Origin of the sequence: Streptomyces sp. Ac-502, assembly GCF_045222935.1 — a bacterium.
Taxonomy (GTDB): Bacteria; Actinomycetota; Actinomycetes; order Streptomycetales; family Streptomycetaceae; genus Streptomyces; species Streptomyces monomycini.
Genome location: NZ_JBHFFO010000001.1, coordinates 4,368,111 through 4,393,658 on the forward strand (window position 1 = coordinate 4,368,111; position 25,548 = coordinate 4,393,658).

Genomic DNA, 25,548 nt, shown 5'->3' on the forward strand with positions numbered 1-25,548 from the left:
CTGGTCGTGATCGATCCTTGCCGGGCCGGTGGGTCGCAGCGGCCCGTCGCCCCACTGTAGTGCCGCCGTACGGGCCGTACGGCGGGACGATCGGGCGGGGCTCGGGGGAAAGACGCGCATTCGGGACAGATGGTTGCGGGCGGGCCGCGATCGGTGTCCACGTCAGGCCGAACAACGAACGCCGATGATCGAAAACCGGCCGTTCACCGTGCTCGATCAGGTGGTTTTCCGCCCGGGGGCGACCGATCAAGATCACTGGGTGATGGTCGGCGGGCGTGTTGTCAGTGGCAGGTGCGAGGATGCACCCAGCACGGAAGCGGTGGGGGTGCGGGGCCTTCGTCGCGCGCGTGCGGCGCGGGAGCACGATCCCCGCGCCTAGGGACTTGTTTGTACGTGCCGAGTGCCCGGGCGCGGCGGGGGAGGTCACGGGGCCCCTGCCGAACGGTCCGGGCGGAAGGGACCGTTGACGGCGATGCAGATCCGGCTGACCGTCCTCGGGCCGCGCAGCGGCCACCCCACGCGGGCCTGCGACGTCCTCGTCACGGCCCCCGCCGGGACGGCGCTCGCCACGGTCGCGGGCGGCCTCGCGGCCGCCGTGGCCGGGTCCGGCGCGGACATCGGCAGCACCACCAGCGGCAGCAGCGCAAAAGGCGGCGGCTCCGCCGGGGGCTCCGGCGGCCCCGTCGTGCTGTACGCGGGCAGCGACCGGCTGGACCCGCAGCGCGCGGCGGTCGGCGAACCCCCGCTGATCGACGGCGCGGTGCTCTCCCTCGGCGCCCCCGGCCCGGCCCCGGCGCACGGCCTGCCGCACGGCGCGCCCCGGCTGCGGGTCGTCTCCGGGCCGGACGCCGGCGGGGTCCACCTGTTGCACGGCGGCCAGGGCGGCGCCATCCGCGTCGGCCGCTCCGCCGAGGCGGACGTGCCCCTCGACGACCCGGACGTCTCCCGGCTGCACTGCGCGGTGACGGTCGAGCCGGACGGCTCGGTGCTGGTCGCCGACCTCCGCTCGACCAACGGCACGGCCGTCGACGGCGCCGAGGTCGGCGAGCTCCCGGTGCCGCTGCCGCCCGGCGCGCTGCTGCGCATCGGCGAGTCCGCGCTGCGCCTCCAGGCCGCGCCCGCCGAGCCCGACCCGGCCCTGGCGTGCGCTCCCGACGGCGAGGGCCGACTGCGCGTCTCCCAGCAGGACGCCACCGCTCCCGCGGCCCGGGGTGCCGGGCACCCCGGCGCGCCCGCCGTCCCCGGCGCGCGCTCCGCCGCGCACGACCAGGGCGCCCGGCGGCCCGGAGTGCCGCATCAGGACGCCCGGCGGCCCGAGGTGCCGCACCAGAGCGCTCCCGCCGCTTCCTTCGCCGTTCATGGCGTCACGGCCCCCACCCCCGGCTCCGCTCCGTACACCCCCTCCTCGTACGGCGACCCGCGGCCGCCGGAGGAGCTGCCCGCCGCGTACGACAGCCCGGCGCGCCGCGGCACCCCGCTGCGCGGCACCCCGTACCCCGGCAGCCCCCAGGAGCAGTACGCGCCGTACGGCCAGGACGGCACCGGTGCGCAGCGGACCCACGGCGGCGGGCAGGACCTGGCCCCGGCCGAGGGGCACGATCCGCGCCAGGAGGAGCCGGCCCCCAAGGCCGCGCGCCGGGGCGGCATCGGCGCCTGGGCCCGCCGGCTGACCGGCGCCCGGCCGGCCGACGACCGCGCCGGTACGGGCCCCGCCCCCGCGCCGACCGTCTGGCAGGAGCAGCAGCGGCAGTCGCAGGCGGCGGCTTCCGGAGCGGCGGACCAGGCGGACGAGCCCGTCGGCGGGCGGCTGAGTCCCGAGGCCGCGGACGAGCGCTGGCCCGACCCGGCGACGGTGCTGCTGACCGCGCTCGGCCCCGGGCCCCGGCTCTGGGAGCGCGGCCCCGACCATCCGGACGCGCTCACCGTCCGGCTCGGCACGGCCCCGCAGGACGGCGGCCGGGCCGCCGTGCCGGTGACCGTCGAGCTGCGCAAGGCGGGCGCCCTGGGCCTCGCCGGGCCGCGCGCCCGGCTCGGCGGCCTCGCGCGCGCCGCCGTCGCCCAGCTCGCCGCCCTGCACTCCCCCGCCACCCTGGAGATCGTGCTGGTCAGCACGGACCGCGCGCGGTCCCTGGAGGACCGGCTGGCCGACTGGGCCTGGCTCGGCTGGCTCCCCCAGGTGCGCCCGGCCCACTCCCAGGACTGCCGGCTGCTGCTCGCCTACGAGAAGGAGCAGGCGACGGCCCGTACGGCCGAGCTGGCGCGCCGCCTCGACGACGGCCCGCTGGGCCCGCACTGGGCCGGTGCCGACCGTGCCGCCGTCGCCTCCGCCGCCACGCGCTACAACGGCCCGTACACCCTCCTGATCGTGGACGGCGACCCCGGTTCGTCCGCGCTGCGCGAGACGACGGCCCGGCTCGCGGCGAACGGCCCGGCGGCCGGCATCCATGTGCTGTGCCTGGCCGAGACGCCCGCCGCCACCCCGGCCTTCCCGCTGGCCGCGACGTACGAGGCGGCCCGTACCGCGTCGCCCGCGTTCGGCGAGTGCGGCGCGGTCGCGGTGCTGAGCGGCGACGTCGCCACGGCGCTGCGCGTCGTCCAGCCAGGCTCGGGCCCGAACGGCACGGTCGCCGCGGTCGACGCGGTCTCCGGCGCCTGGGCCGAGCGGTTCGCGCGCGCCCTCGCGCCGCTGTCCGAGGCGGACACCGGCGACGGCCTCGGCGGGCGCCCGGCGCGCAGCGCCGCCGTACCCCTGCCGGACACCTCCCGGCTGCTGGACGAGCTGGGCCTGGCGCGGGCCACCCCGGCCTCCCTGATGGCCCGTTGGGCCGCCGCCTCGGATCCCGGCCGGGCGGGTGCCCCCGCCGTGCTGGGCGCGGGACCGCGCGGGCCGCTCTGCGCCGATCCGGCCACCGACGCCTGTCATCTGCTGGTGACCGGCGGCCCGGGCAGCGGCAAGACGGAGCTGCTGCGCTCGCTGGCCGCCTCGCTCGCCGCCGCCGACCGCCCGGACCTGCTCTCCCTCGTGCTGGTGGACGGCGCGGGCCCGGAGCGCGGCGAGGGGCTGCGGCTGTGCACGGACCTGCCGCACGTGACCACCCATCTGACGGCCTCCGACCCGGTGCGGATGCGGCAGTTCGCGCAGGCGCTCAGCTCCGAGCTGAAGCGGCGCGCCGAGACCCTGGCCGGCACGGACTTCGCCGAGTGGCGGGCCCGGCACCTCCCGGATCCGCGCACCCCGGCGCCCCGGCGTCCCGGTGAAGGCCCGTCCGGCGCTCCGGCCGCCGAGCGGGACTCCACCTCGACGGGCACCCTGCGGCTGCGGGCGCGCAGTGCTTCCGGGGGCGGTGCCGAGGTGCCGGAGCCGCAGGCCGCGCCGCTGTCCCGGCTGTTCGTGCTGGTCGACGACTTCGACGCGCTGGTCGCCCCGGCCCTGGGCAGTACCGGCCGCCCGGCGGCCGGTTCGGTGGTGCGGGCGCTGGAGGCGGTGGCGCGGGACGGGGTGGCGCTCGGCGTGCACCTGATAGCGGCCACCGGCCACCCGGACCGTACGGCCGAGACGGCCACGGACCGCGCGGCCGGACTGCGCGTGGAGCTGGGCCCGGCGGCGGACGCGGCCGAGCCGGTGCCGCCCGGGCGCGGGCGGCTGCACCGCGCGGCGGACTCCTCCGTCACCCCGTTCCAGGCCGGCCGGGTGACCGGGCGGATACCCCGTACGTCCACGCTCCGCCCCACGGTCGTACCGCTGGAGTGGGAGCGGATGGGCGATCCGCCGGCCCGCCGCCCGCTCCGCGAGCTGGGCAACGGGCCGACCGACCTGGCGCTGCTGGCGAGCGCCCTCCAGCGGGCCGCCCAGTCCTCCGGCGCGCCCGCCGCCCCGCCGCTGCTCTGACCCGCGGCCCCGCAACCGTCCCGCCACTGTTCCGCCCCGTGGCCCCGCCGCCGCTCCGGGAGCCGGCGGCCCGGCCCCGGCGCCCGGCCGTCCGCGAGCGGCCCCGGCGTGCCGTGCGGGGCGCGCTCGCGAGGTGTACGCGACGGGTAACGGGCCGGTCACGAAAGGCCAGTTGGGGCGGGAGGCGGTATTGCGGGGCCGGTGATCCGGGCGTAGGACTGTGCCCGGCGGACCGTCGCACGGCGCGGACCGCCACACGGCGCTCAGTGCACCGCACGGGAGGGGCTTACGGGGATGGGCACTTCACGCACACGGCGCGCCGACGCGCGCACCACGACGACCGGCCGTACGACGACCGGCCGTACGGCGAGCGGCCCGGCGGCCGCCCGCGCCCGCGTCACCGCGACCACCCGCGTCGCCCTGGCGCTCGCCGCGGCGGGCGCCCTGACACTGACCGCGTGCAGCGGCAGCGGCAACGGCGGTGACGGCGGCAAGAGCGGGGACAGCGGCAAGGGCAGCGACGGCGTCTCCGTCCAGCTCCCCCGACTGTCCGGCCAGAAGCTCCAGGTCGCGGCGGTGTGGACCGGCCCGGAGCGGGCGAGCTTCCTGAAGGTGCTGGAGGAGTTCGAGAAGCGCACCGGCGCGACGGTCGACTACATCCCCAGCGGCGACGACATGGCCGGCTTCATCGGCTCGAAGGTCGCCGGTGGCGGGCAGCCGGACGTGGCGTTCCCGCCGCAGGTCGGCGTGTTGCGGGAGTTCGCCCGCAAGGGCTGGCTCAAGCCGCTCGGGCCCGAGGCCAAGGAGCAGCTCGCCAAGAACTTCTCCCCGGGCTGGCGCAAGCTCGGCTCGTACGACAGCACCGAGTACGGCGTCTACTACAAGGCCAGCAACAAGTCGCTGATCTGGTACAACGCCAAGGCGTTCGAGAACGCGGGGGTGGCCGAGCCGAAGGACTGGGCGGAGTTCCTCAAGACGGCGCAGACCATCGCGGACTCCGGGGTTCCGCCGGTCTCGGTGGGCGGCGCGGACGGCTGGACGCTGACCGACTGGTTCGAGAACATCTACCTCTCCCAGGCCGGCCCGGAGAAGTACGACCTGCTGGCCCAGCACAAGATCAAGTGGACCGACCCGTCCGTCACCCAGGCGCTCACCGCGCTCGGCCGGCTCTTCGGCACGCCGGGCCTGCTGGCCGGCGGCAACAGCGGCGCGTTGCAGACCCAGTTCCCGGCATCGGTCACCCAGGCCTTCAGCGGCGAGCAGCCGAAGGCCGCCATGGTCTCCTCCGCCGACTACGCCGCCACCAACATCGCGCAGACCAAGGCCAAGGTCGGCACGGACGCCAAGGTCTTCCCGTTCCCCGCGGTGGGCTCCCGGTCCCCGGTGGTCACCGGCGGCGACGCGGCGGTGGCCCTGAAGGACACCAAGGGCGCGCAGGCCCTGCTCACCTTCCTCGCCTCCACGGACGCCGCGAAGATCTGGGCGCAGGCCGGCGGGTTCATCTCCCCCAACAAGGAGCTGGACCAGGCCGCGTACGCCAACGACACGATGCGCGAGATCGCCGCGGCGCTGATCAAGGCGGGAGACGCGTTCCGCTTCGACATGTCCGACCAGGCGCCGGCCGGTTTCGGCGGCAAGCCGGGCCAGGGCGAGTGGAAGGACCTCCAGGACTTCCTGAAGAACCCCAAGGACATCGCGGGCATCCAGAAGAAGCTGGAGCAGGACGCCGCCAAGGCGTACGGCAGCTGACCCGGAGCGCCCGTACGGCGGCGGACCCCGCGCGGCCCGCCGCCGCAGCAGCGCACCCACGGTGCGCACCGCCGCCCGACCGCATCGACCGGGGGACACCACCATGAACGCTGCGACCGCGGGCGGGCCGGCCGGCCCGGTCCGTCCGCGCACCGGCACGCTGCGCCGGGTCAAGAGTGTGGCGGGCACCCGCCCCTGGGTCGCCGCCGTCTTCCTGCTGCCCGCCCTCGTCCTGCTCGGGGCGCTGGTCGTCTACCCCATCGGCTTCTCGGTCTACCGGAGCCTGTTCGACACGTCCGGCGACGGTTTCGTGGGGCTGGGCAACTACGTCGAGCTGTTCTCGGACGAGCGGATCCGCATCGCGCTGAAGAACAACGTCATCTGGGTCGTGGTGGCCCCGACCGTCGCCACCGCGCTCGGTCTGATCTTCGCGGTGCTCACCGAGCGGGTCCGCTGGGGCACCGCCTTCAAGCTGGTCGTCTTCATGCCGATGGCGATCTCGATGCTGGCCGCGGGCATCATCTTCCGGCTGGTGTACGACCAGGACCCGGAGCGCGGTGTCGCCAACGCCGTGTGGGTCGGCGTCCACGACACCTTCGCGGAGCCCGCGCCGTACCCGGGCGCCAAGCCGCGGCCCGACGCCGGACTGAGGGCGTCCGGCGGCACATACACCACGGCGAAGCCGGTGCGCGCGGGTGACCCGGCGAACCTGCCGCTGGTGGCCGTGCAGCCCGCCGACCTGGGCGACGCGCGCCCGGCGACGGCCGCGCGCCCGGAGCCCGGCAAGGTCACCGGCACCGCCTGGCTGGACTTCACCCGCGGTGGCGGCGGCACCCCGAACATCGTGGACCGCTCCGAGAAGGGGCTGCCCGGCCTGACGGTCGAGGCGGTCAAGGACGGCCGGACCGTGGCGAGCACGACCACCGGCCCGGACGGGCGGTTCACGCTGCCCGCCGCGGCGGACGGCGCGCGGCTGCGGCTGCCGGCGGCGAACTTCGCCACGGCGTACAACGGTGTGAACTGGCTCGGCCCGGCCCTGGTCACCCCGGCCATCATCGGCGCGTACATCTGGATGTGGGCCGGGTTCGCGATGGTGCTGATCGCGGCGGGCCTGGCCGGGATGCCGCGGGAGCTGCTGGAGGCGGCGCGGGTGGACGGCGCCAACGAGTGGCAGGTCTTCCGCCGGGTGACGGTGCCGCTGCTGGCGCCCGTCCTGATCGTCGTGCTGGTCACGCTCATGATCAACGTGCTGAAGATCTTCGACCTGGTCTACATCATCGCGCCGGGCTCCAGCCTCAAGGACGCCAACGTCCTCGCGCTCCAGCTCTTCCAGTCGTCGTTCGGCACGGATGTGGACCAGGGCATCGGCAGCGCCATCGCGGTGTTCCTGCTGCTGCTCGTCCTGCCGGTGATGTACGTCAATCTCCGGCGCCTACGGAAGGAGCGCGGGCGATGACGACCGCCGACGGTGTCGTACGGGCCAAGCAGTCGCTGCCCGCCCGGATCGCGGCCCGCACGGGCGGCGGTGCCCTGCGGGTCGTGCTGATCCTGATCGGGCTGTTCTGGCTGATGCCGACGGCCGGCCTGCTGGTGTCCTCGCTGCGCTCGCCGCAGGACATCGCCGAGTCCGGCTGGTGGCAGGTCTTCGCCGAGCCCGCCCAGCTCACCTGGTCCAGCTACGGCCATCTCCTGGAGAACGCCAAGGTGATGGACTCGCTGCTGACCACCGCGCTGATCACGGTCCCGGCGACGGTGCTGGTCGTCGTCATCGGGGCGCTGGCCGGGTACGCGTTCGCCTGGATGGACTTCCCCGGCCGCGACGCCTGGTTCATGGTCGTGGTCGGCCTGCTGGTGGTGCCCGTGCAGGTCGCGCTGATCCCCGTCGCCGAGCTGTTCGGCGCGATCGGGCTGTTCGAGACGACGCCCGGGGTGATCCTCTTCCACACCGCCTTCGGCCTGCCCTTCGCGGTGTTCCTGCTGCGCAACTTCTTCGCCGAGATCCCGCGCGAACTGCTGGAGGCGGCCCGGCTGGACGGCGCGAACGAGATACGCCTGTTCACCCGGGTGGTGCTGCCGCTGGGCGGGCCCGCCATCGCCTCGCTGGGCATCTTCCAGTTCCTGTGGGTGTGGAACGACCTGCTGGTGGCGCTGATCTTCGCGGACAGCGGCAGCCCGCCGATCACGGTCGCGCTCCAGCAGGAGGTACGGCAGTTCGGCAACAACATCGACGTACTGGCGCCCGGCGCGTTCCTGTCGATGGTGGTCCCGCTGGCCGTCTTCTTCGCCTTCCAGCGGCAGTTCGTCTCCGGGGTGATGGCGGGCGCGGTGAAGTGAGCGCGCCCGGCGGGTGCCGGAGGGGTACGGGAACGGGCGCCACGGGGGCGGGCTCGGGCCGGTACGGGAACGGGCGCGGCGGCGTAAGGGAACGCTGTGCCGTACGCCACTTTCCGTTCACGTTGCTGCCCCACGATGACGGCCACGCCGACGACGCCACCTCCCCGACCGTCTGGAGACGGACCGCACATGACTGCACCCTCCGCAGACCTCAGTGCCGAGCAGCTCCCGCGCCCCGCCCGGCTGGCCGACGTGAAGGGCTGGTTCTTCACCGCCGACCAGCTGCTCTTCGACTGGTTCCTGGCCCGCCAGGAGGACCGGGCCGAGCCGGGCGACCTGCTTGAACTCGGCGTCTACCTGGGCAAGAGCGCCATCTTCCTGGGCTCCCGGCTGCGCGCCGGCGACCGCTTCACGGTCTGCGACCTGTTCGACTCCCCCGCCGAGGACGCCTCCAACTCCAAGGAGATGGCGAAGTCCTACGCCACGCTGACGCGCCGCGCCTTCGAGGCGAACTACCTGGCCTTCCACGACGAGCTGCCGGAGATCGTGCAGGGGCTCAGCTCCAGTGTGGCGCGGCACGTCGAGCCGGGCAGCTGCCGCTTCGCGCACATCGACGCCTCGCACCTGTACGAGCATGTGCACGGCGACATCGTCACGGTGCGCGACCTGCTCACGCCCCAGGGCATCGTCGTCCTCGACGACTTCCGCGCCGAGCACTGCCCCGGGGTGGCCGCCGCGACCTGGCAGGCGGTGACCGGGCTGGCGCTGCGTCCGATCTGCATCACGCCGACCAAGTTCTACGGCACGTGGGGCGATCCCGCGCCCGTACAGGCGGCGCTGCTGGCGTGGCTGACCGGCCGCGAGGGGGTGTGGCACGAGGTGCAGGAGGTCAACGGGGCGCCGCTGATCCGGCTGAGCGCCAAGAACGCCGAGGAACCCGCGCACCCGGTCTCCCGGCACCGTACGGAGCCCGCGCGCGACGCCGCCCCGGCGGCCGCCGCCTCCACCGCTTCCTCCGCCTCCGCTGCTTCCGGGTCACGGACGCCCGCCCGCGCCGCCGCGAACCGGCCGGCCGCCGCCCGGGCCCGTCGCAGTCCGGCCCGCCGTCTCGCGGTGAACGTCCTGCCGCCGTTCATCACCAAGGCCGTAGTCGCCGCCCGCCGCCGCTCGGCGACCCGCTGAGCGCGCGCCGCCCCGCCCTCACCCGACGACCGCCCCGGGGCCCGTGAGGGTGCGCCCGGCGCCGTCCTGCCGGGCCGCGGCCCGTTCGGCGGTCCGGGGCGACGGGGCGGTACGGCGTTCGCCGGGCGGCAGCAGGGGCAGCAGGTCGTCCTCGCCGAGGAGCACCCGGCGCACCACCCGCTCCGCGGCCAGCCCGTCGTCGTACTGGCAGAAGCGCTCCCGGAAGGCGGCCCGCAGCGACGCCGCCGCCGGGCCGTCCCAGCGCCCCGAGTGGAAGGCTCCGGCGATGTCCGCCTCGTCCGCCGCGAGGACGCCCGGGGTGTCGCCGGGCCGCCCGGACAGCAGGTCGAGGTAGACGCCGCGGGTGAGCCGGAAGGCGTCCCAGTCGGCGGTGTGCACGACGATCGGCCGGTCGAGGTTGGCGTAGTCGAACAGGACCGAAGAGAAGTCGCACAGCAGCGCGTCGGCGGCCAGGCACAGGTCCTCGATGTGCGGGTGGCCGGAGACGTCCAGGACCGCGCCCTCCTCCTGGAGGGCGGCCGTGTGCGGGTCCACGCCCTGGTGCGGGCCGCTGTACGGGTGGGCGCGGACCAGGAGCTGGAAGCGCGGGCCAAGCGCCGCGGCGAGGCGGGCCACGTCCAGCGGCGGCACGGCGCCGTCCGGCCGGACGCGGTGGGTGGGCGCGTACAGGACGGCGGTCGCGCCGGGCCGGACGCCGAGCGCGGCCCGCAGCGCCCGCACCTCGGCCGCGGTGGCGGTGGCGTACCGGTCGTTGCGGGGGAAGCCGGTGGCCAGCGTCTCGTACGAGCTGGGGTAGGCGCGTTCCCAGATCTCGCTGGAGTGCTGGTTGGCGGAGAGGCAGTAGGTCCACTGGTCGGCGTGTTCCAGGGCCCGGCCGGGGCCGGGGCCCGGGCCCGCCGGGCTGCCCGGGTAGCGGTGCGAGTCCAGGCCGGTGGCCTTCAGCGGGGTGCCCTGGTGGGTCTGGAGGCAGACCTGTCCCGGCCGTCCGGCCGCACCGGGAAAGTCGCCGTCGGTGACCAGGTAGGTGGCGCGGGCCAGGAGTTCCCAGTAGCGGCGGGAGCCGACGGTGACGTGGTCCGCGCCTGCCGGGACGGCGTCCACCGCGTCCGGGTGGACGGCCCAGACGCCGTGCAACTGGGGCGCGATCTCGCGGGCCTTGCGGTCGACGGCGTACGGATTGCCGGTCACCGCGCGGTTGCCGCGCGCGCCGTAGAGCACCAGGTCGGCGTCGAGCGGGGTGTGCAGCCGCAGGCCGTAGTAGCGCCGGAAGGCCGTGCGGGCGGCGGCCTCGCCGCGGTCCCGCAGTTCCTTGGCCACCTCGCGCCGCAGCACCTGCGCGCCGTGCAGCGACCGGTAGGCGCGGTACGAACGCAGGGCGGCCGGCAGCGGCGCGCCGTCCGGCCGGTGTGCGCGGATGCAGCGGCTCGCGGCGCGGAAGAAGGCGGCGCGGTCGGCGGGCACGATGCGGTCGGGGTCGTCGAGGATCGCCAGCAGCCGGTCGGTCATGCGGGCGTGCAGGATGGTCCGCAGCGGAAGCCGGCCGTCGCCGGCCCCACCCCCGGACCCGTCTTCGCCTGCGCCCCTGTCCCCCGGCAGCAGATCGTCCAGCCGGGCGAACAGTTCCTCGTAGCGCTCGACGGCCACGAAGTGATGGCGCCCGGGTGTGGTCACGGCGCTGCCCCGCCGCCGCTCGCGCCAGGTGACGCACACCCGGTCCAGCGCCGCGACGCGCCCGGCGGTCAGCAGGCTCTCGTACGCGTACGGGACGTCCTCGTACGGGCCGTCGGCGAAGGCGAGCTCCCGGCCGGTCCAGTGCTCGCGGCGCACCGCGCGGTTCCACGCGGCGGGCTCGACGCCGAGCACGCCGGGGCGCTGCACGGCGTCGAACACCGTGTCCCCCGCCGCCTCCAGGAAGGCGCCGTCACCGCTGGGCCGCCGCCGTTCCCAGACGTCCGTCCGGTCGTGGTCCCACAGCAGGACGTCCGGCTCGCCGCACGCCCGCAGCCGCGCGTCGACGGCGGCCAGCGCGCCGGGGGCCAGCGTGTCGTCGCCGTCGAGGAAGAGCAGGTAGTCGCCGCCGGCCAGCGCGGCACCGGCGTTGCGGGACGGGCCGGCGCCGCTCGGGCGGCGCAGGTGCAGGGCGGTCAGGCGGGGGTCCTGGCGCGCGTACTCGTCGATGATCGCGCCGGTGGCGTCCGCCGAGCAGTCGTCGACGGCGATCAGCTCCACGTCCCGGTGGGACTGTTCCAGTACGGAGTCCAGACAGGCGCGCAGGAAGCCCTGGACGCCGCGGGCGGGGACGATGACGCTGAACCGGGGCATGGCCATCCCAAGGTCGGGGCTCGCAGGTCCGAGGACACAGGAGGAACGGACGCAGAGCGTAATCACTCCACTACGTACTGTCGATCGCGCCCGTCACCCGTTCGGCCCAGGTCCGGTGACCCGCCGTCGCGTGGCGAGTTGAGCGGTGCACCACGGACCACGGCGGCGGGGCCACGGGCACGGGCGGCGAAAGCCACGGCCGGCGGACGGCGGGAGCCGCGGACGGCAGGTGGCGGGAGCCGCGGACGGCGAGTGGCAGGGCCCCGCGCCCGGCCGCGGGGCGCGGGACGGCAAGATGGCCCGGAGCAGGGGCGCGCACGCAACCGTGGGCCGGCTCACGGCCTCCGTACAGAAGGGGCCCTCGGCCCTCCGGCGCCGACCACACCGACACGAAATGTAGATGTAGTGACTGTGAATGAAGCCCCCAAGCCGCGGCCGGGGTCTGCCCTCACGCCGTCCGCGCAGGTCAGCATCGTCGTCATCGCCTACAACGACGCCACGCTGGTCGGCGCGGCGGTGCGCTCCGCGCTGGCGCAGGGGGACGCGATCGCCGAGGTGATCGCGGTCGACGACGCCTCCACCGACCGCACCGGCCCGGTCCTGGACGACCTCGCGCGCGAGCACCCGCGGCTGCGGGTGCTCCACCGGGAGGACAACAGCGGCGGCTGCGGCACGCCCCGCAACGACGGGCTGCGGGCCGCCACCGGCCGCTTCGTGATGTTCCTGGACAGCGACGACGTGCTGCCCGAGGGCGCAGTCGACGCCCTCCTGGCGGCCGCGCTGCGCCACGACACCCCGGTGACGGCGGGCCTGTGCGTGCGCCGCGAACTGCCGGGGCCGCGCGAGGTGCCCTGGCAGCCGGACCTCTACCGCGCGCCCGCGCTGCACGATCCCGTCACCGCCCACCCCGAGCTGGTCGGCGACACCCTGTGCGTCAACAAGCTCTACGACCGGGCCTTCCTCCTCGACCACGGCATCCTCTTCCCCGAGGGCCGCTTCACCTACGAGGACTTCGTCTTCACCTCCCGGGTGCTGGCCGCCGCCCCGCGCCTCGCGGTGGTCCCCGACGAGGTGTACGTCTGGCACGTCCGGCGCAGCGCCAAGAAGCAGTCGATCTCGCTGGACCGCAAGGACGTCGCCAACTGGGAGTCCCGTATCGAGGCGCACCGCACCAGCGTGCGGATCTTCGCGGACGCCGGGCACAAGGGCCTCGCGAGCGCGGCGCGCACCAAGTTCCTCGACCACGACCTGCGGATGTACGTACGGGAGCTGCACACCCGCGGCGCGGACTACCGGCAGGAGTGGTGGCGGCTGACCCGCGCCTACCTCGCCGGGTTCGAGGAGGGCGAACTGCTCGCCGCCACCGCCCCGGCCCGCTGGCTCGCCCGGGTGCTGCTCGCCTCCGAGACGCCGGTGGACTCCGACCGGCTCACCCAGCTCGCCGCACGCCCCGGACGGCTGCTGCCGCCGTACGCGCGGGACGGCGAGCGCCCCGTGTGGTCGGCCGGCCTGTCCGAGGTCGAACTGGACGGCCTGGACGCGCTGCCCGCCGACCAGCTGCCGGTGACCGTCGACGCCGAACCCGTCCTCGGCGCCCGCTCCCTGCTGCGGCTACGCGTGCACGAGCTGTACGGGCGGGTGGCCGCCGCCGGGCCGGTCGGCATCGACGTGGAGCTGCGCCGCCGGGCGGACGGCCGCCGCGGGCCCGTCCACACCGCCGCCCTCAACCCGGACCCGTCCGGAGACGCCTGGACGGCCGAGACAGCACTCGACCTCGGCGCGCTGATCAGCCGTGGCGACAGCGGCTCCGGCACCCCCGTGCCGTGGGACCTGACGGCTCAGGTGCGCTGCGCGGACGGCTCCGTGCTGCACGCCGCGCTGCGGGCCACCGGCCCCGGGCTGCGGCGGCACGCGCTGCCCAGCGCCCGGCACGGCCTGCTGCTGGCGCAGCCGTACGCGACCACGGGCGGAGCGCTGGCGCTGCGTATGGCGTCCGGTATGCGTACCGCGTGGCAGATCGCGGCCCGCAAGCTGCGTCGCGGCGGCGGGCGCGCTCGTTAGTCATGTCACAGCGGCCCGGCCGGCGGCGGCCGGGCCCGGCTCGGCGGAGGCCGTGCGACGGCCCCGGTCAGCGCGCCGGACCCGGCCGTCGCGGCCCCCGGGGCGCCGCCCGCCGGCGTCCGCACCGCACCACCCCACGAGCAACGACCCCCTTAGGATGGCGAGATGTCTTACTTGATCACGGGCGGCGCCGGCTACATCGGCGCCCACGTCGTACGGGCCATGACACAGGCGGGCGAGCGGGTCGTGGTGCTCGACGACCTCTCCACGGGCGTGGCCGCCCGGGTCCCCGAGGGCGTGCCGATGGTGGTGGGCTCCACCCTGGACCGCGAGCTGCTGGACCGGACGATCTCCGAGCACGGCATCACCGGTGTGGTGCACCTCGCCGCGAAGAAGCAGGTCGGCGAGTCCGTGGAGATGCCGCTGCACTACTACCGCGAGAACGTGCACGGCCTGCAGACGCTGCTGGAGGCCATGGCGGCGGGCGGCGTCGGCCAGTTCGTCTTCTCGTCCTCCGCGGCCGTCTACGGCATGCCGGACGTGGACCTGGTCACCGAGGACACCCCCTGCGCGCCGATCAACCCGTACGGCGAGACCAAGCTCGTCGGCGAGTGGATGGCGCGCGCGGCGGGCAAGGCGCACGGCATCAACACCGCGTGCCTGCGCTACTTCAACGTGGCCGGCACCGCCACCCCCGAGCTGGCCGACATGGGCGTCTTCAACATCGTCCCGATGGTCTTCGAGAAGCTCACCGACGGCGCGTCCCCGCGGATCTTCGGCGACGACTACCCGACCCCGGACGGCACCTGCATCCGCGACTACATCCACGTCGCGGACCTCGCGGACGCCCACCTGGCCGCCGCGCGCAAGCTGGCCGAGCCCGGCCCGGTGCGTGACCTGACCCTGAACATCGGCCGTGGCGAGGGTGTCTCCGTCAAGGAGATGGTCGACCTGATCACCGAGATCACCGGTCACACCGACGCCGTCGCCGAGGTCACCCCGCGCCGTCCCGGCGACCCGGCCCGGGTCGTCGCGGCCGCCGACCGGATCGCCGGCGAGCTGGGCTGGAAGGCCCGCCACGACGTGCGCGACATGATCACCTCGGCCTGGCAGGGCTGGCAGCACCACCGCGCCGGCGCCTGACCTGGCCCCTCCGTACGCCCCCGGTGCCGGCGAATTCCAGGGGTCGTTGCAACACAGAGGTCAACTGGCTGTCGCCAGGAGCTTAGCGAGACGCTCGGCTGGGGTTTGCCAGCCGAGCGTTTTGCGTGGCCGGCTGTTCAGCTCGGCGGCGACGCCCGCCAGGTCCCCGGGGGTGTGAACGGCCAGGTCGGTGCCCCTGGGGAAGTACTGCCGCAGCAGGCCGTTGGTGTTCTCGTTGGAGCCGCGTTGCCAGGGGCTGGCCGGGTCGCAGAAGTAGACCGGGATGTCGGTGGCAACGGTGAACGCCCGGTGGGCGGCCATCTCCGAGCCCTGGTCCCAGGTCAGGGATCGCCAGAGGTGCCGTGGAAGGGTCTGGACGGTCGTGGCGAGCGCGTTGCGGGTGGCGATGGCGCTGTGGCCGACCGGCAGGTGCACGAGCATCAGGTAGCGGGTGGACCGCTCGACGAGGGTGCCGATGGCGGAACGGCCGTCCTTGCCGATGATGAGATCGCCCTCCCAGTGTCCGGGGACGGCCCGGTCAGCGGCTTCGGCGGGGCGTTCGCTGATCAGGACCATGTCCTTGATGGCGCGGGAGGCACGCTTGTGGGCCTGGCGGTGTGGGCGCCGGCGGGCCCGGCCGGTGCGAAGCGCTCGGGTCAGTTCCCGGCGGAGTTCTCCGCGGCCCTGGACGTAGAGGGCCTGGTAAACGGTCTCGTGGGTCACGTGCATCTCCGGCCGGTCGGGAAAACGTGCCCGCAGGACTTGGCAGATCTGCTCGGGGCTCCAGCGCATCGTGAGGTGATCCTGGATGAAGTCCCGCAGCTCGGAATTCTGGCCGATCTTTCCGGGTTTCGGACGGGACCGGCGGGCCTTGGCCTTGTTGTGGGCGATGCTCGGTCGGTAGTACCAGCCGCCGTTGTGCAGAGTGTGCCGGTTGCGGCGTATTTCGCGACTGACGGTGGACGGGCTGCGGCCCAGCTCGACGGCTATCTGCCGGATCGAGGCCCCCTCGCGGAGACGGTCGGCGATGTGGATGCGGTCGTGCTCCTGGAGATACCGCGACGGCGCGGGAGGCAGTTCCTCCGATCCCGTCGCCGGGGCCTGTCCCGGCACCGGGTAGATCGGAGGAACTGCCTTCCGGCCGCCTGGCGGCGAGTGCCACCCGTTGCGCCACCGCTTGCCAGTGCGCAGGTTGATGCCGACTATCCGGGCGGCTTCCCGAGTGCTGTACCCCTGCTCCATGAGCAGGAAGTATGCGGCCCGCTCGCGGGCCAGTTGGCGCCCGCCCCCGGGCCCCCGGTTCTTCCGGATCTCGAAGTCCATCGCGTCCCCTGAGCTGGGGTGTTGCGACGACCACTAGAACTCAAGGCACCCGGGGGCGTACGCCTTTTTCAGGCCGTCTCGGCCGGTCCCGTCGGCCGCAGTGCGTAGCAGCCGTCCGGAATGCCGCGCTCCGGGTCGCGGAAGTACGGATACGCGGCGTACTCCCGGCCGTCCGCGTCCGTCACCGGCGGCCCCAACTCCCGCCCGGTGTCCGCGCGGACGATCTCGCTCAGCTCGTCCACCAGCCCTTCCCGCAGGCAGTGCGCGCGCAGCCGCAGCCGGGGCGGGAGGGCGGCCAGCACCCGGTCGGTGAGGTAGGCCTCGACCAGCGGACGGGCGGCCTTCGCCATGGCGCGGCGCCCCTCGGCGTCCCGGGCGAGGTACGGCGCGGCGAACTGGGCGAGGATCTCGCCGTGGAAGTGGCGGACCATGAGCGTGTCGCGCCCGGGGCCCGGCGGCACCAGCTCCGCGACCTCGGCGAGCACGGTGGCGATGTAGCCGAGGTGTTCGGGCCAGTCGAGGTCCTGGCGGCTGGCGTTGGAGTCGTCGTCGCGGCCCTGGAGGTAGTAGCAGTCGTAGTCGCCGAGGACGGAGACGGTGTCCGCGCCGAGCAGGGCGCGGATGCCGAAGGGCAGGTCCTCGGCGAGCAGCCGGCCTTCGACGAAGCGCAGTCCCCGCTCCTGGACGTAGGCCCGGCGGAAGAGTTTGTAGGCGGCCAGCGTCCAGTAGACGGGCGAGTCCCAGGGCGTGACGCGGGGGCTGGTGGTGCGCAGGTCCACGGGGGCCGGGCGCCCGCCGACGCCGACTATGCGCCCGTAGACGAGGTCCGAGCCGTGGGTGTCGGCCAGGGCGGTGAGCCGTTCCAGGGCTTCGGTGCCGAGGTGGTCGTCGGAGTCGAGGAAGAAGAGGTACCGGCCGCGGGCGTGGTCCATACCGACGTTGCGCGGCCGTCCGGCGCCGCCCGACGGCGGCTGGTGGAGCACCGTCAGGTTCGGGTGCGTACGGGCTTGTCCGTCCAGCCAGGCGCCGCTGCCGTCGTCGGACCCGTCGTCCACGGCGATGACCTCGACGGCGTCCGGCCCGAGGCTCTGGGCGAAGACGGAGCCCAGGCACCGTCCGAGGTAGCGCCGGGTGTTGTGCACCGGCACGACGACGGAGACGACCGGGTCGCGGGGACCCCGGCTGTCGGGGGCGGGCGATCGGTCTGCTACCACGGTGTGCCTCTTCCGTCATCCGGTACGGGCCGGCCCCGCGGTGCGCGAGGCCGGGCCCGTCCAGGGTGCCTCAGCGCTCCAGCAGGGCGAAGAGATCCTCCCAGCGCTTCAGGATCCGGTCGGTCGAGTAACGCTGGACGTTCTCCCGCGCCGCCGTGCCGAGCCGGTCGCGCAGCTCCTTGTCGGAGATCAGCGCGTCGATGTGGCGGGCCAGTTCGGTGGTGTTGCCGACCACCGCCAGCAGGCCGTCCTCACCGTCCCGCACGATCTCGTGCACGCCGGGCGCGCAGTCGAAGGCCGCGCACGGCACACCGCTGGCCATCGCCTCCATGAGGGAGAGCGGGAAGCCCTCGGCGCGGGAGGACTGGGCGAAGACGGAGGCGCCGCGCAGCGCCCCGGCGACGTCGTCGGTACGGCCCATGAACTCCACGGAACCGTCCAGGCCGAGCATGGCGGCCTGCTTCTTCAGCAGGTCCTCGTCGTCGCCGGAACCGTAGATCCGCAGGGTCCAGTCCGGGTGATCGGGCGCGACCATGGCCCAGGTGTCCAGGAGCAGGTCGACGCCCTTCTCGTCGGAGAGCCGGCCGATGCTGGCGACGACCTTGGCGGTGCGGTCGGAGGGCACCTCGGGCGTCACCGGAAGCGGGTTGGGCATGAAGTCCGCGTTGTCCATGCCCTGGCGGATCCACAGGTCCGCGTCCTCACGGGTGAGCGCGAGCAGCCGGTCCACGCCCCGGTAGTACTTCTTGACCCGCCCGAAACGCGAGGACTTGCGGCAGGCGTCGAAGGACTCGTGGGTCATGCCGACGACCGGCAGTCCCGCGGTGTCGGCGAGCGCCACCCACTCCATGGCCCACACCTGCGTCACGATGACCACGCCGCCCGGCCGGGCCCCGCGGAACAGCGCGCTGAGCTTGTCCGCCTGCTGCTGCATCCCGGCCTGGCGGGCGGCGCGCCGCCGCTGCTCGGCGATGTTCAGGCGGCCCCTGATGCCGCGGGCGGCCGGTACGGCCTTGGGCGGGTGGGCGTCGTACAGGGTCGTGGTGGCGTACGGCAGGTCGTCGCCGAGGTCGGCACGCAGCTCCTCGGGGGCCGGTACGACGCCGATGACGTGCACCCGGTGGCCGCTCCCGGTGAAGAGCCGGGCCATCTGGTGGGACCAGGTGGTCACACCGCCCGTCTCGTCCACGTTGTTGGAGACGATGAAGATGTCACGCCCGGTCATGGGCTTCCCCTTCACGGAAGAACCGCTGTGCGCGGAGCCGGTGATGACGGCGGGGCCGGGCAGCGCGTCGCCGTGCGCCGGACCGCTGTCCGGTTGTTCGGCGGCTCCGGCGCCGCCGAAGAACCGGTCGACGATCCGGCGGGCCGCGTCGCCCTGGTCGTACTCGCCGAACTCGGCGGTGAAGCGGCGCCGCGCCTCCCGGTGGCCGTCGTCGGCCGCCTTGAGGCCCTCGATCGCCGCGAACAGATCCTCGGCCGTGCCCAGCACCGGGCCCGGCGCCTTCTCCTTGAGGTCGAAGTAGGTGCCGCGCGCCTCGTTGGCGTACTCCTCGTAGTCGTACGCGAAGAACAGCATCGGCCGGTCGAGCAGGGCGTAGTCGAACATCACGGAGGAGTAGTCCGTGATCAGGCCGTCGGCCAGCTGGAGCAGCGGGGTGATGTCGTGGTGCCCGGTGACGTCGATGACCTTGCCGCGCACGGAGGGCGGCAGCACCACGTTGTTCAGGTAGTGCGAGCGCATCAGCAGCACGAAGCGGTCGCCGAAGCGCTCGGCGAACTCGTCCACGTCAAAGGGGAGTTCGAAGCCGCGGACCGAACCGTTGGGGTTGGCGCGGAAGGTCGGCGCGTACAGCAGCACCGTCTTGTCCGCGCCGATGCCCAGCTCCTCGGCGAGCGGGCCGCGTTCGCGCACGCCGCTCGCCTCCTCGGCGCGGCGCGTCGCGACCAGCGCGTCGTTGCGCGGGTAGCCGCTGCGCAGCAGCACCTCGTCGCGCAGCCGGAAGGCGCCGGCCAGGGTCCGTACGTCGTGCTCGGAGCGGACCAGGAAGTGGTCGAAGCGGTCCAGGACCTTCTGGAAGTCCTCCTTGGCGGCCCGCGTCTTGAGCTTCATGCGCGGCTCGTCGAAGCCCATGCGCTTGAGGGCGGAGCCGTGCCAGGTCTGGATGTAGGTGGTCTCCGGGCGCTTGACCAGGCGCAGCGGGAAGCCCTGGTTGTCGATCCAGAACTCGGCCTGGGCGAGGGCGCGCAGGTACTGCCAGCTCCAGCGCTTGACGAGGGTGGCGTCCTTGGGGAAGCCTTCCGGCTTCTTGCCGTCGTAGGCCCACACGGCCTCGAAGTCGACGCCCTGGCGGCGCATCTCCTCGTAGATGGCGCGGGGGCTGTCGCTGTACTGCTTGCCGAGGTGGCTCTCGAAGACGACCAGCCCCTTGCGGACGGGCAGCTTGCTGAACACCTCGTGGTAGACGCGCAGCTTGGTCTCGCCGGAGTTCAGGTCGCGCTGGGCCTTGCGGGCCTTGCGCACACCGCTCTTGGCGAGGTCGGCGGCGGGGCTGCGCAGCGCCTGCCGCAGCACGTCGTTGGTGCGCCGGGCCGCCTTGCCCTGGGCGTCCAGGACGAAGGAGAGGTGGCCGCGCTTGGAGGTGGCGGGCTCGACGTGGTCGGAGACCAGCCGGGTGAGGCGGGGCGGACCCGCAGCGCGTGGGCGCTGTCGAGGTCGACGCCGCCGACGGTCAGGCGGGTGCGGGTGGTGACGCCGTCCACGTCCAGGATCAGCCGGACGTCCCAGACGGCGTCGATCACGCCGAGCGGGCGCAGCCGGCGGGCGAGGTCCAGTTCGGCGTCCCAGTGCAGGCCGTCCGCAGCGATGCGCAGGGAGGTCAGCGGGAAGGAGAACGTCTGGAGGCTCTTGCGGCGGGCCTTGAGTTCGAGCCGGCCGCGCAGCGGGGTGCCGGGGGCGACCTTGCCGAGCGGGTTGACGACGGTGCCGACCAGCCGGACCGTGCCCTGTCCGTCGTCCTCGTAGGCGGTGAGCTGGTTGCGCAGGAACAGCTTGCCGACCGAGCGGGTGTGGTAGCCGGCCTCGGTGACGTCCAGGACGCGGCGGCCCTCGGGGTCGTCGAGGTGTTCGGCGCACCAGTAGATCCGGCCGTCGCGCTCGGCGAGCGGTGAGGAGAGTTTGTCGCGGTTGATCAGTGTGTCCACCGCGGGCATCAAATTCGCCCAGTCCTCCCGGGCGAGGAGGTAGGCGCAGATCGCCTGAATGCGCTGGACCCGTTCGTACGCCTCGGGGGCGATACCGGCGAGATAGCCGTTGGCCATCCGGGCGAACTCGCGGCGGTAGTCCTCGTCCAGCAGCGGAAGATCACGCAGATGCAGCACGAGGTCGTGCTTGAGGAACTTGACGTCCTTGTGGAATTTGAGGTCGTCCAGGCCCTCGCGCTCCAGCAGTTCGTCCACCCGGCGGTGGATCTCCATGCGGTGCGCGAAGTTGGCGATCTCGTGCCGCCGGTTGCTGATCGACTTGGTTGCGGCCTTCTCGAACACGTTCCAGAAGTAGACGTGGTTGGGGATCAGCGTGATGCGCCGGGCCGCCACGTACGCCTGGGCCGAGAAGAGCAGGTCCTCGTAGTGGATGCCGACGGGAAAGACGAGTCCGGCCGCCAGGAGGAATTCCCGCCGATAGCACTTGTTGGTCGACAGCGTGTCGAAGACCAGCAGGTCGGGCAATTCGGAAATGGATTCGATGGTCCGGGTACGGGAGTACAGCCAGGGATACCATTCGGTCTGCTTCTTGTGACGGGAATCGACCTCGACCCGTACACACATCCCGGAGACCAGGTCGGCGCCGGTGCGCTCGGCCGCCTCCAGCATGTTGCGGCAGGCGTTCGGCTCCAGGACGTCGTCGCTGTCCAGGAACATCACGTACGCGCCGGTGGCGTGCTGGACGCCGTGGTTGCGGGGCGCTCCACAGCCGCCGCTGTTCTCCGGGAGCTGGAGCGCCCGCACCCGGCCGGGGTGGGCGGCGGCGAGCTGCCGGGCCACGTCGAAGGATCTGTCCGTGCTGCAGTCGTCGACGATCAGAACTTCGACTCCGTGGAGCGTCTGGTCCAGTACGGACCGGACAGCCGTCGGTAGCCGGTCGGCGTCGTTATAGACGATCACGACTACGGAGACGTCAGGCACGGGCACCCCAATCCTCTTTTCATAGCGCTGCGGGATCCCAAAGCTACCTTGGCCAGCGACCGGCCCGGCACGCCGTCGACCGGCGTACGAGCGCACGTTCGCCGCCGCACCTCACTCTTGTCAAACCACATTATTGCGGACATTTGGCTTACCGTAGGACTCTCGACCCGGGGACGATCTCCCGCATCGGGAACCGGGTCCCGACATGCCGTACATGAAAAACGGATCACCCAAAAGCGGCATCTACTCGCTCAAGACGCAGGTGACCAGGGAAGCGCGGCCGCCCCGTGAATGTGACGATCAAAATGCTGACCGCGCCGGCCGAACGCCTGGCGACGCCTCGGTGCGCGCCACCTTTCGCAGCATTGCTGGCCATGGGTGCCTATTGCCTCGGTATGGCGATGCTCGGCAGCTATCCGTTCGGTACCCGCTCACGCGCCGTCAACGACCTCGGAAATCAGTTCGTACCGTTCCACACCCGTCTGTGGGACCTGCTGCACGGCAGCACCACCGGTGACCTGCTCCTCAACTGGAACAGCGGTTACGGTGTGCCCTTTCTCGCCGACTTCCTCACCTATCTGATGAATCCGTTCTCCTGGCTTGTCGGCCTCTTCCCCCGCGACCTCGCCGAGCTGCCGGTGTTCCTCGTCACGCTGGGCTGCGTCGGCCTCGGTACGGCGCTGATGACCGTCTTCCTCGGGCGGCTGCACCCCGGTTCGCCGTGGCTGCGCGCGCTGCTCGCGGTGGGCTACGGCACCTGCGCCTGGGTCGTGAGCGACGGCAGCGCCGACCCCATGTGGATGTGGGGGCTGGTCTCGCTGCCGCTGACCGGCATCGCCGCCGACTGGTGCCTGCACCGGCGCCGCTGGGTGGCCGGCACCCTGCTCGTCGGCGTGTCGTGGGCGGGGAACTTCTACACGGCGGCGATGGCGACCCTCGCCATGGCGCTGGTGCTGGCCGTACGCCTGCTGCTCGCCACGGACCTGCCCGTACGGGACCGGCTGCGTTCCCTGGCCCGTGCCGCCACCATGGCGCTGACCGGCATCCTGCTGGCGGCCCCGGCGATCACTGTCACCCTCAAGGCCAGCAAGGCGTCCCGGCCCGCCCCGGAGGCCGTCTACCGGGGCCGGCCGCCGACGCTGGACTTCGTCGCGGAGCTGCTGCCCGGCGGGCGCGGCTCGGTGCCCGCGCCGCACCTGTTCATCGGGATGCTGGGGCTGCTGCTGGTGGCGGCCTTCCCCTTCGTCCGTGCCCTTCCGGTCCGTACGCGCGTCGCCTGGTACGTCCTGGCCGTCTGCGTCGCGGTCTCCTTCGTGTGGAAGCCGACGCTCCTGGTGTGGCACGGCCTGGCGGTCCCCAACGGCAGCCCCTACCGCGCCTCCTTCGTGCTCAGCGCGCTCCTGGTGATCATCGCGTGGCTGGCGCTGGCGCACCGGCCGCGCCCACGCGAGCTGGCGGCCGGTGCCGTACTGGTCGCCCTGCTCGCCGCGCTGTGCCACGGCCGCAGCGTGGTCGGCCCGGCCACCTGGATCCTGGTGCTGGGCTCCGGCGCGGTGGTGCTCGCGGCGCTGCTGGCGCTCGCCCGGCACCGCGCGCGCAGCACCGTACGTACCCTCGCCACAGCCACCCTGACCTGCGCGGTCTTCCTCGGCTCGGCCTATGCGGCCTTCTCCGTGACGGCCGCCAGGGACCAGCTCGCCTGGTGGGCCCCGAAGATCACGCTCGACGACCGGTCGCTCGCGGTCCACCGGGAGATCAAGGAGAGCGAGGACTGGCCGCGCTCGCGCACCGACCCCGGACCGCACGAGTTCGCCAACAACGACCCCCTGCTGCTGGGCGGCGAGGGCGGCTCGTACTACAGCAGCTATGTACCGGAACGGACCGCGCGCACCCTGCGCGAGATGGGCGGCGGCTGGTACATCCACGGCCGTCACCTCCGCAGCGTCGAGGACCCCGTGAGCCGCGCGGTCCTGGCGGTGAGCAGCTTCCGCACCGGACCGCAGGCCGGGCCGGTCGACGTGGGGCGGGCCGCCGCCGCGCCCCTGCTGACCGTACGGCCCGGCCTGTCCGTGGACGGCCTCGACCAGCGGCGGAGCGGGGCCGCCGCACGGGGCATCGACGTACGGCACGACCCGCGCGTCGGCGGCGGCACGGTCTTCGCCCGCCAGGAGCGGCTGCTGGGCGCGCGGGTGTACGAGGTGCCCGTGCTGCGCCCGGTGGGCGGGGGCGGCGGCGCCGGGGGCCGGCCGCGGGGAGCCACGCGGTGGCCGTTCCGGGGAGCGGGGCCGTGCGTCCGGTGCCGCGCCTGGTCGACGGCGAGTGGCGGCTGCCCGCGACCCGCCGGGGCGGCGCGGCCGTCTTCACGGCCCGGTGCACACCGGGCTCCGACGTCTACTGGTACGCGCCCTGGTACCACGGCAAAGTACGGGCCGCCGGCCATACCTCCCCCGGGTTCGGCATTCGGGAGACGACCGCGAACCCGGTCAAGGGCCTGGGCGTCGCCCCGGCCGACGGGCGGCTGACGGTCTCCTTCAGCAACCCGAAGGCCCAGCGCGTCCCTGGCCGCCCGCTCGGCTGCCTGAGCCGCGAGAAACTCGCCGCCGCCATCACTGACCTGCGGAATCAGGCCCCGGTACGGCTCTCGTCGAGCGGCCACGGGCTGTCCGCCGAGCTGCCCGCGCACAGCACCGGCACGGCCGTCCTCGCGGTGCCGACGGTCACCGGCTGGGGCTGCCGGGTGGACGGCGGTGCCTGGCGCGCCCCGCACTCGTTCGGCGGTCTGATGGCCGTACCGCTCGGAGCGGGCGCCGCACGGCTGGACTGCTCGTACCGCACGCCCGGGCTGCTGCCGGGACTGGCCGCGAGCGGCACCGCGCTGGGGGTCCTGGCCGCCGTGGCCGTCACCTGCGGTGTGCGGCGGCGCCGGGGCGGGAGCCGGGTGCAGCACACCGTCCGGCCGCCGCGCTCGAATCGTGGCATTTCCTCTGATTAGTAGACTTGCTGCCTGGGACGTGGTGGCTCCCGCCGCGCTCCGCCCCGGCGAAAGGGCCCCCTATGAAGCTCTCGGTCGTTGTCCCCTGTTACGACGAAGAGGAAGTCATCGGGCGCTTCGACGAGGAGATCCGCGGGGTGCTCGGCCGGCTCGCCGTCGAGTACGAGCTGTGCTACGTCGACGACGGCAGCACCGACGGCACCCTGCACCGGATACGCACCCTCGCCCAGCAGCACCGCCCCACCACCCGCTACCTCTCCTTCAGCCGTAACTTCGGCAAGGAGGCCGCGATGCTCGCGGGCCTGAAGGAGGCCGGCGGCGACGCCGTCATCCTGATGGACGCCGACCTCCAGCACCCGCCCCAGCTCATCGAGAAGATGCTCGACCTCTACCAGCTCGGCCACGACCAGGTCATCGCCAGGCGCAGCCGGGAGGGCGACAAGCCGCTGCGGAGCATGGTCAGCAAGCTCTACTACCGCGCGGTCAACAAGTGGGTGGACGTCGAACTGACCGACGGGGTCGGTGACTTCCGGCTGCTGTCGCGCACCGCCGTGGACGCGCTGGTCTCACTGCCCGAGTACAACCGCTTCTCCAAGGGCCTGTTCTCCTGGATAGGCTTCGACACCGTCACCTTCGACTACCGCAACGCCCAGCGCGAGGGCGGCCGGACCAAGTGGCGCTTCGGCGCCCTGGTCAACTACGGCATCGACGGCATGATCTCCTTCAACAGCCGCCCGCTGCGGGTGGCGATCTACGCGGGCCTGAGCCTGGCCGGGCTGGCCGCCGCCTACGCCCTGTGGATCATCGGCGCCGCGGTCGCCGGGGGCATCACCGCGCCCGGCTATGTGACGCTGGTGGCGATCATCGTGGGCCTGGGCGGGCTCCAGATGGTGATGCTCGGCCTGATCGGCGAGTACATCGGCCGTATCTACTACGAGACCAAGCGGCGCCCGCACTTCCTGGTCAAGGAGACCAACGGGACGGCGCCCACCCACACCCCCACGGCCCGGGTCGCCGGGCGGACGCGCCGATGAGGCGTCGACCGTACCGCCGGCCGTCACGGGGGCGGTTCTCGTTCGGGCGGGTCCGGTTCGGGCGGTTCTCGTTCGGGCGGTTCTCGATCGGGGGTTCCG

At 73.6% G+C, this 25,548-nt stretch carries 14 protein-coding genes and 1 pseudogene; 10 read left to right on the forward strand and 5 right to left on the reverse strand.

Annotated features, from left to right (window positions below; translation table 11 throughout):
- The first annotated feature begins 472 nt into the window (after positions 1 to 472).
- From ACEXOX_RS19650 to ACEXOX_RS19670, 5 genes are all read left to right on the forward strand, one after another.
- The gene (locus tag ACEXOX_RS19650; RefSeq protein ID WP_406526398.1) at positions 473 to 3,889 is read left to right on the forward strand and encodes an FtsK/SpoIIIE domain-containing protein; all 3,417 of its coding nucleotides are present in this window, start codon (positions 473 to 475) and stop codon (positions 3,887 to 3,889) included.
- A 294-nt stretch (positions 3,890 to 4,183) separates the two neighbouring features.
- Positions 4,184 to 5,638 carry an ABC transporter substrate-binding protein gene (locus tag ACEXOX_RS19655; RefSeq protein WP_406522176.1) on the forward strand — a complete coding sequence of 485 codons (1,455 nt, stop codon included), beginning with the start codon at positions 4,184 to 4,186 and terminating at the stop codon, positions 5,636 to 5,638.
- Positions 5,639 to 5,741: 103 nt separating this feature from the next.
- Complete coding sequence (locus ACEXOX_RS19660) at positions 5,742 to 7,094, forward strand: carbohydrate ABC transporter permease (RefSeq protein WP_406522177.1); 1,353 nt, start codon at positions 5,742 to 5,744, stop codon at positions 7,092 to 7,094.
- On the forward strand, positions 7,091 to 7,972 hold the full coding sequence (locus ACEXOX_RS19665; RefSeq protein WP_406522178.1) for a carbohydrate ABC transporter permease: 882 nt from the start codon (positions 7,091 to 7,093) through the stop codon (positions 7,970 to 7,972). Before ACEXOX_RS19660 ends, ACEXOX_RS19665 begins: the two co-directional genes overlap by 4 nt.
- A gap of 189 nt (positions 7,973 to 8,161) precedes the next feature.
- Positions 8,162 to 9,154, forward strand: coding sequence for a class I SAM-dependent methyltransferase (locus ACEXOX_RS19670; RefSeq protein ID WP_406522180.1), 993 nt, complete (start codon positions 8,162 to 8,164; stop codon positions 9,152 to 9,154).
- An 18-nt stretch (positions 9,155 to 9,172) separates the two neighbouring features.
- On the opposite strand, the gene ACEXOX_RS19675 is transcribed toward ACEXOX_RS19670, so the two are convergent.
- Positions 9,173 to 11,497, reverse strand: a complete 2,325-nt coding sequence (locus ACEXOX_RS19675; protein WP_406522182.1) for a CDP-glycerol glycerophosphotransferase family protein — start codon at positions 11,495 to 11,497, stop codon at positions 9,173 to 9,175.
- Positions 11,498 to 11,902: 405 nt separating this feature from the next.
- Between ACEXOX_RS19675 and ACEXOX_RS19680 the strand changes: the two genes are divergently transcribed.
- A complete protein-coding gene (locus ACEXOX_RS19680) occupies positions 11,903 to 13,558 on the forward strand; it encodes a glycosyltransferase family 2 protein (RefSeq protein WP_406522184.1) in 1,656 nt (551 codons plus the stop codon).
- 165 nt (positions 13,559 to 13,723) lie between these two features.
- Positions 13,724 to 14,701 carry a UDP-glucose 4-epimerase GalE gene (gene galE, locus ACEXOX_RS19685; protein WP_406522185.1) on the forward strand — a complete coding sequence of 326 codons (978 nt, stop codon included), beginning with the start codon at positions 13,724 to 13,726 and terminating at the stop codon, positions 14,699 to 14,701.
- A 60-nt stretch (positions 14,702 to 14,761) separates the two neighbouring features.
- Here galE and ACEXOX_RS19690 read toward each other — a convergent pair whose 3' ends face one another.
- The 4 genes and pseudogenes from ACEXOX_RS19690 to ACEXOX_RS19705 all read right to left on the reverse strand — a co-directional run.
- Positions 14,762 to 16,024, reverse strand: a complete 1,263-nt coding sequence (locus ACEXOX_RS19690) for an IS30 family transposase (protein ID WP_406522186.1) — start codon at positions 16,022 to 16,024, stop codon at positions 14,762 to 14,764.
- Between the two features lie 68 nt (positions 16,025 to 16,092).
- A complete protein-coding gene (locus ACEXOX_RS19695; protein ID WP_406522187.1) occupies positions 16,093 to 17,238 on the reverse strand; it encodes a glycosyltransferase family 2 protein in 1,146 nt (381 codons plus the stop codon).
- Positions 17,239 to 17,308: 70 nt separating this feature from the next.
- The gene (locus ACEXOX_RS19700; protein WP_406526399.1) at positions 17,309 to 18,463 is read right to left on the reverse strand and encodes a glycosyltransferase; all 1,155 of its coding nucleotides are present in this window, start codon (positions 18,461 to 18,463) and stop codon (positions 17,309 to 17,311) included.
- A gap of 117 nt (positions 18,464 to 18,580) precedes the next feature.
- Positions 18,581 to 21,429, reverse strand: a pseudogene (locus tag ACEXOX_RS19705) (CDP-glycerol glycerophosphotransferase family protein); the annotation flags it as partial.
- 368 nt (positions 21,430 to 21,797) lie between these two features.
- Between ACEXOX_RS19705 and ACEXOX_RS19710 the strand changes: the two are divergent.
- The 3 genes from ACEXOX_RS19710 (at position 21,798) to ACEXOX_RS19720 (ending at position 25,449) form a co-directional block, all read left to right on the forward strand.
- Positions 21,798 to 23,945 (forward strand): YfhO family protein, encoded by a 2,148-nt coding sequence (locus ACEXOX_RS19710; protein WP_406522189.1) that lies wholly within the window; start codon positions 21,798 to 21,800, stop codon positions 23,943 to 23,945.
- 56 nt (positions 23,946 to 24,001) lie between these two features.
- Positions 24,002 to 24,415 (forward strand): YfhO family protein, encoded by a 414-nt coding sequence (locus ACEXOX_RS19715; protein ID WP_406526400.1) that lies wholly within the window; start codon positions 24,002 to 24,004, stop codon positions 24,413 to 24,415.
- 62 nt (positions 24,416 to 24,477) lie between these two features.
- Positions 24,478 to 25,449 carry a glycosyltransferase family 2 protein gene (locus ACEXOX_RS19720; RefSeq protein ID WP_406522191.1) on the forward strand — a complete coding sequence of 324 codons (972 nt, stop codon included), beginning with the start codon at positions 24,478 to 24,480 and terminating at the stop codon, positions 25,447 to 25,449.
- The last annotated feature ends 99 nt before the right edge of the window (positions 25,450 to 25,548 follow it).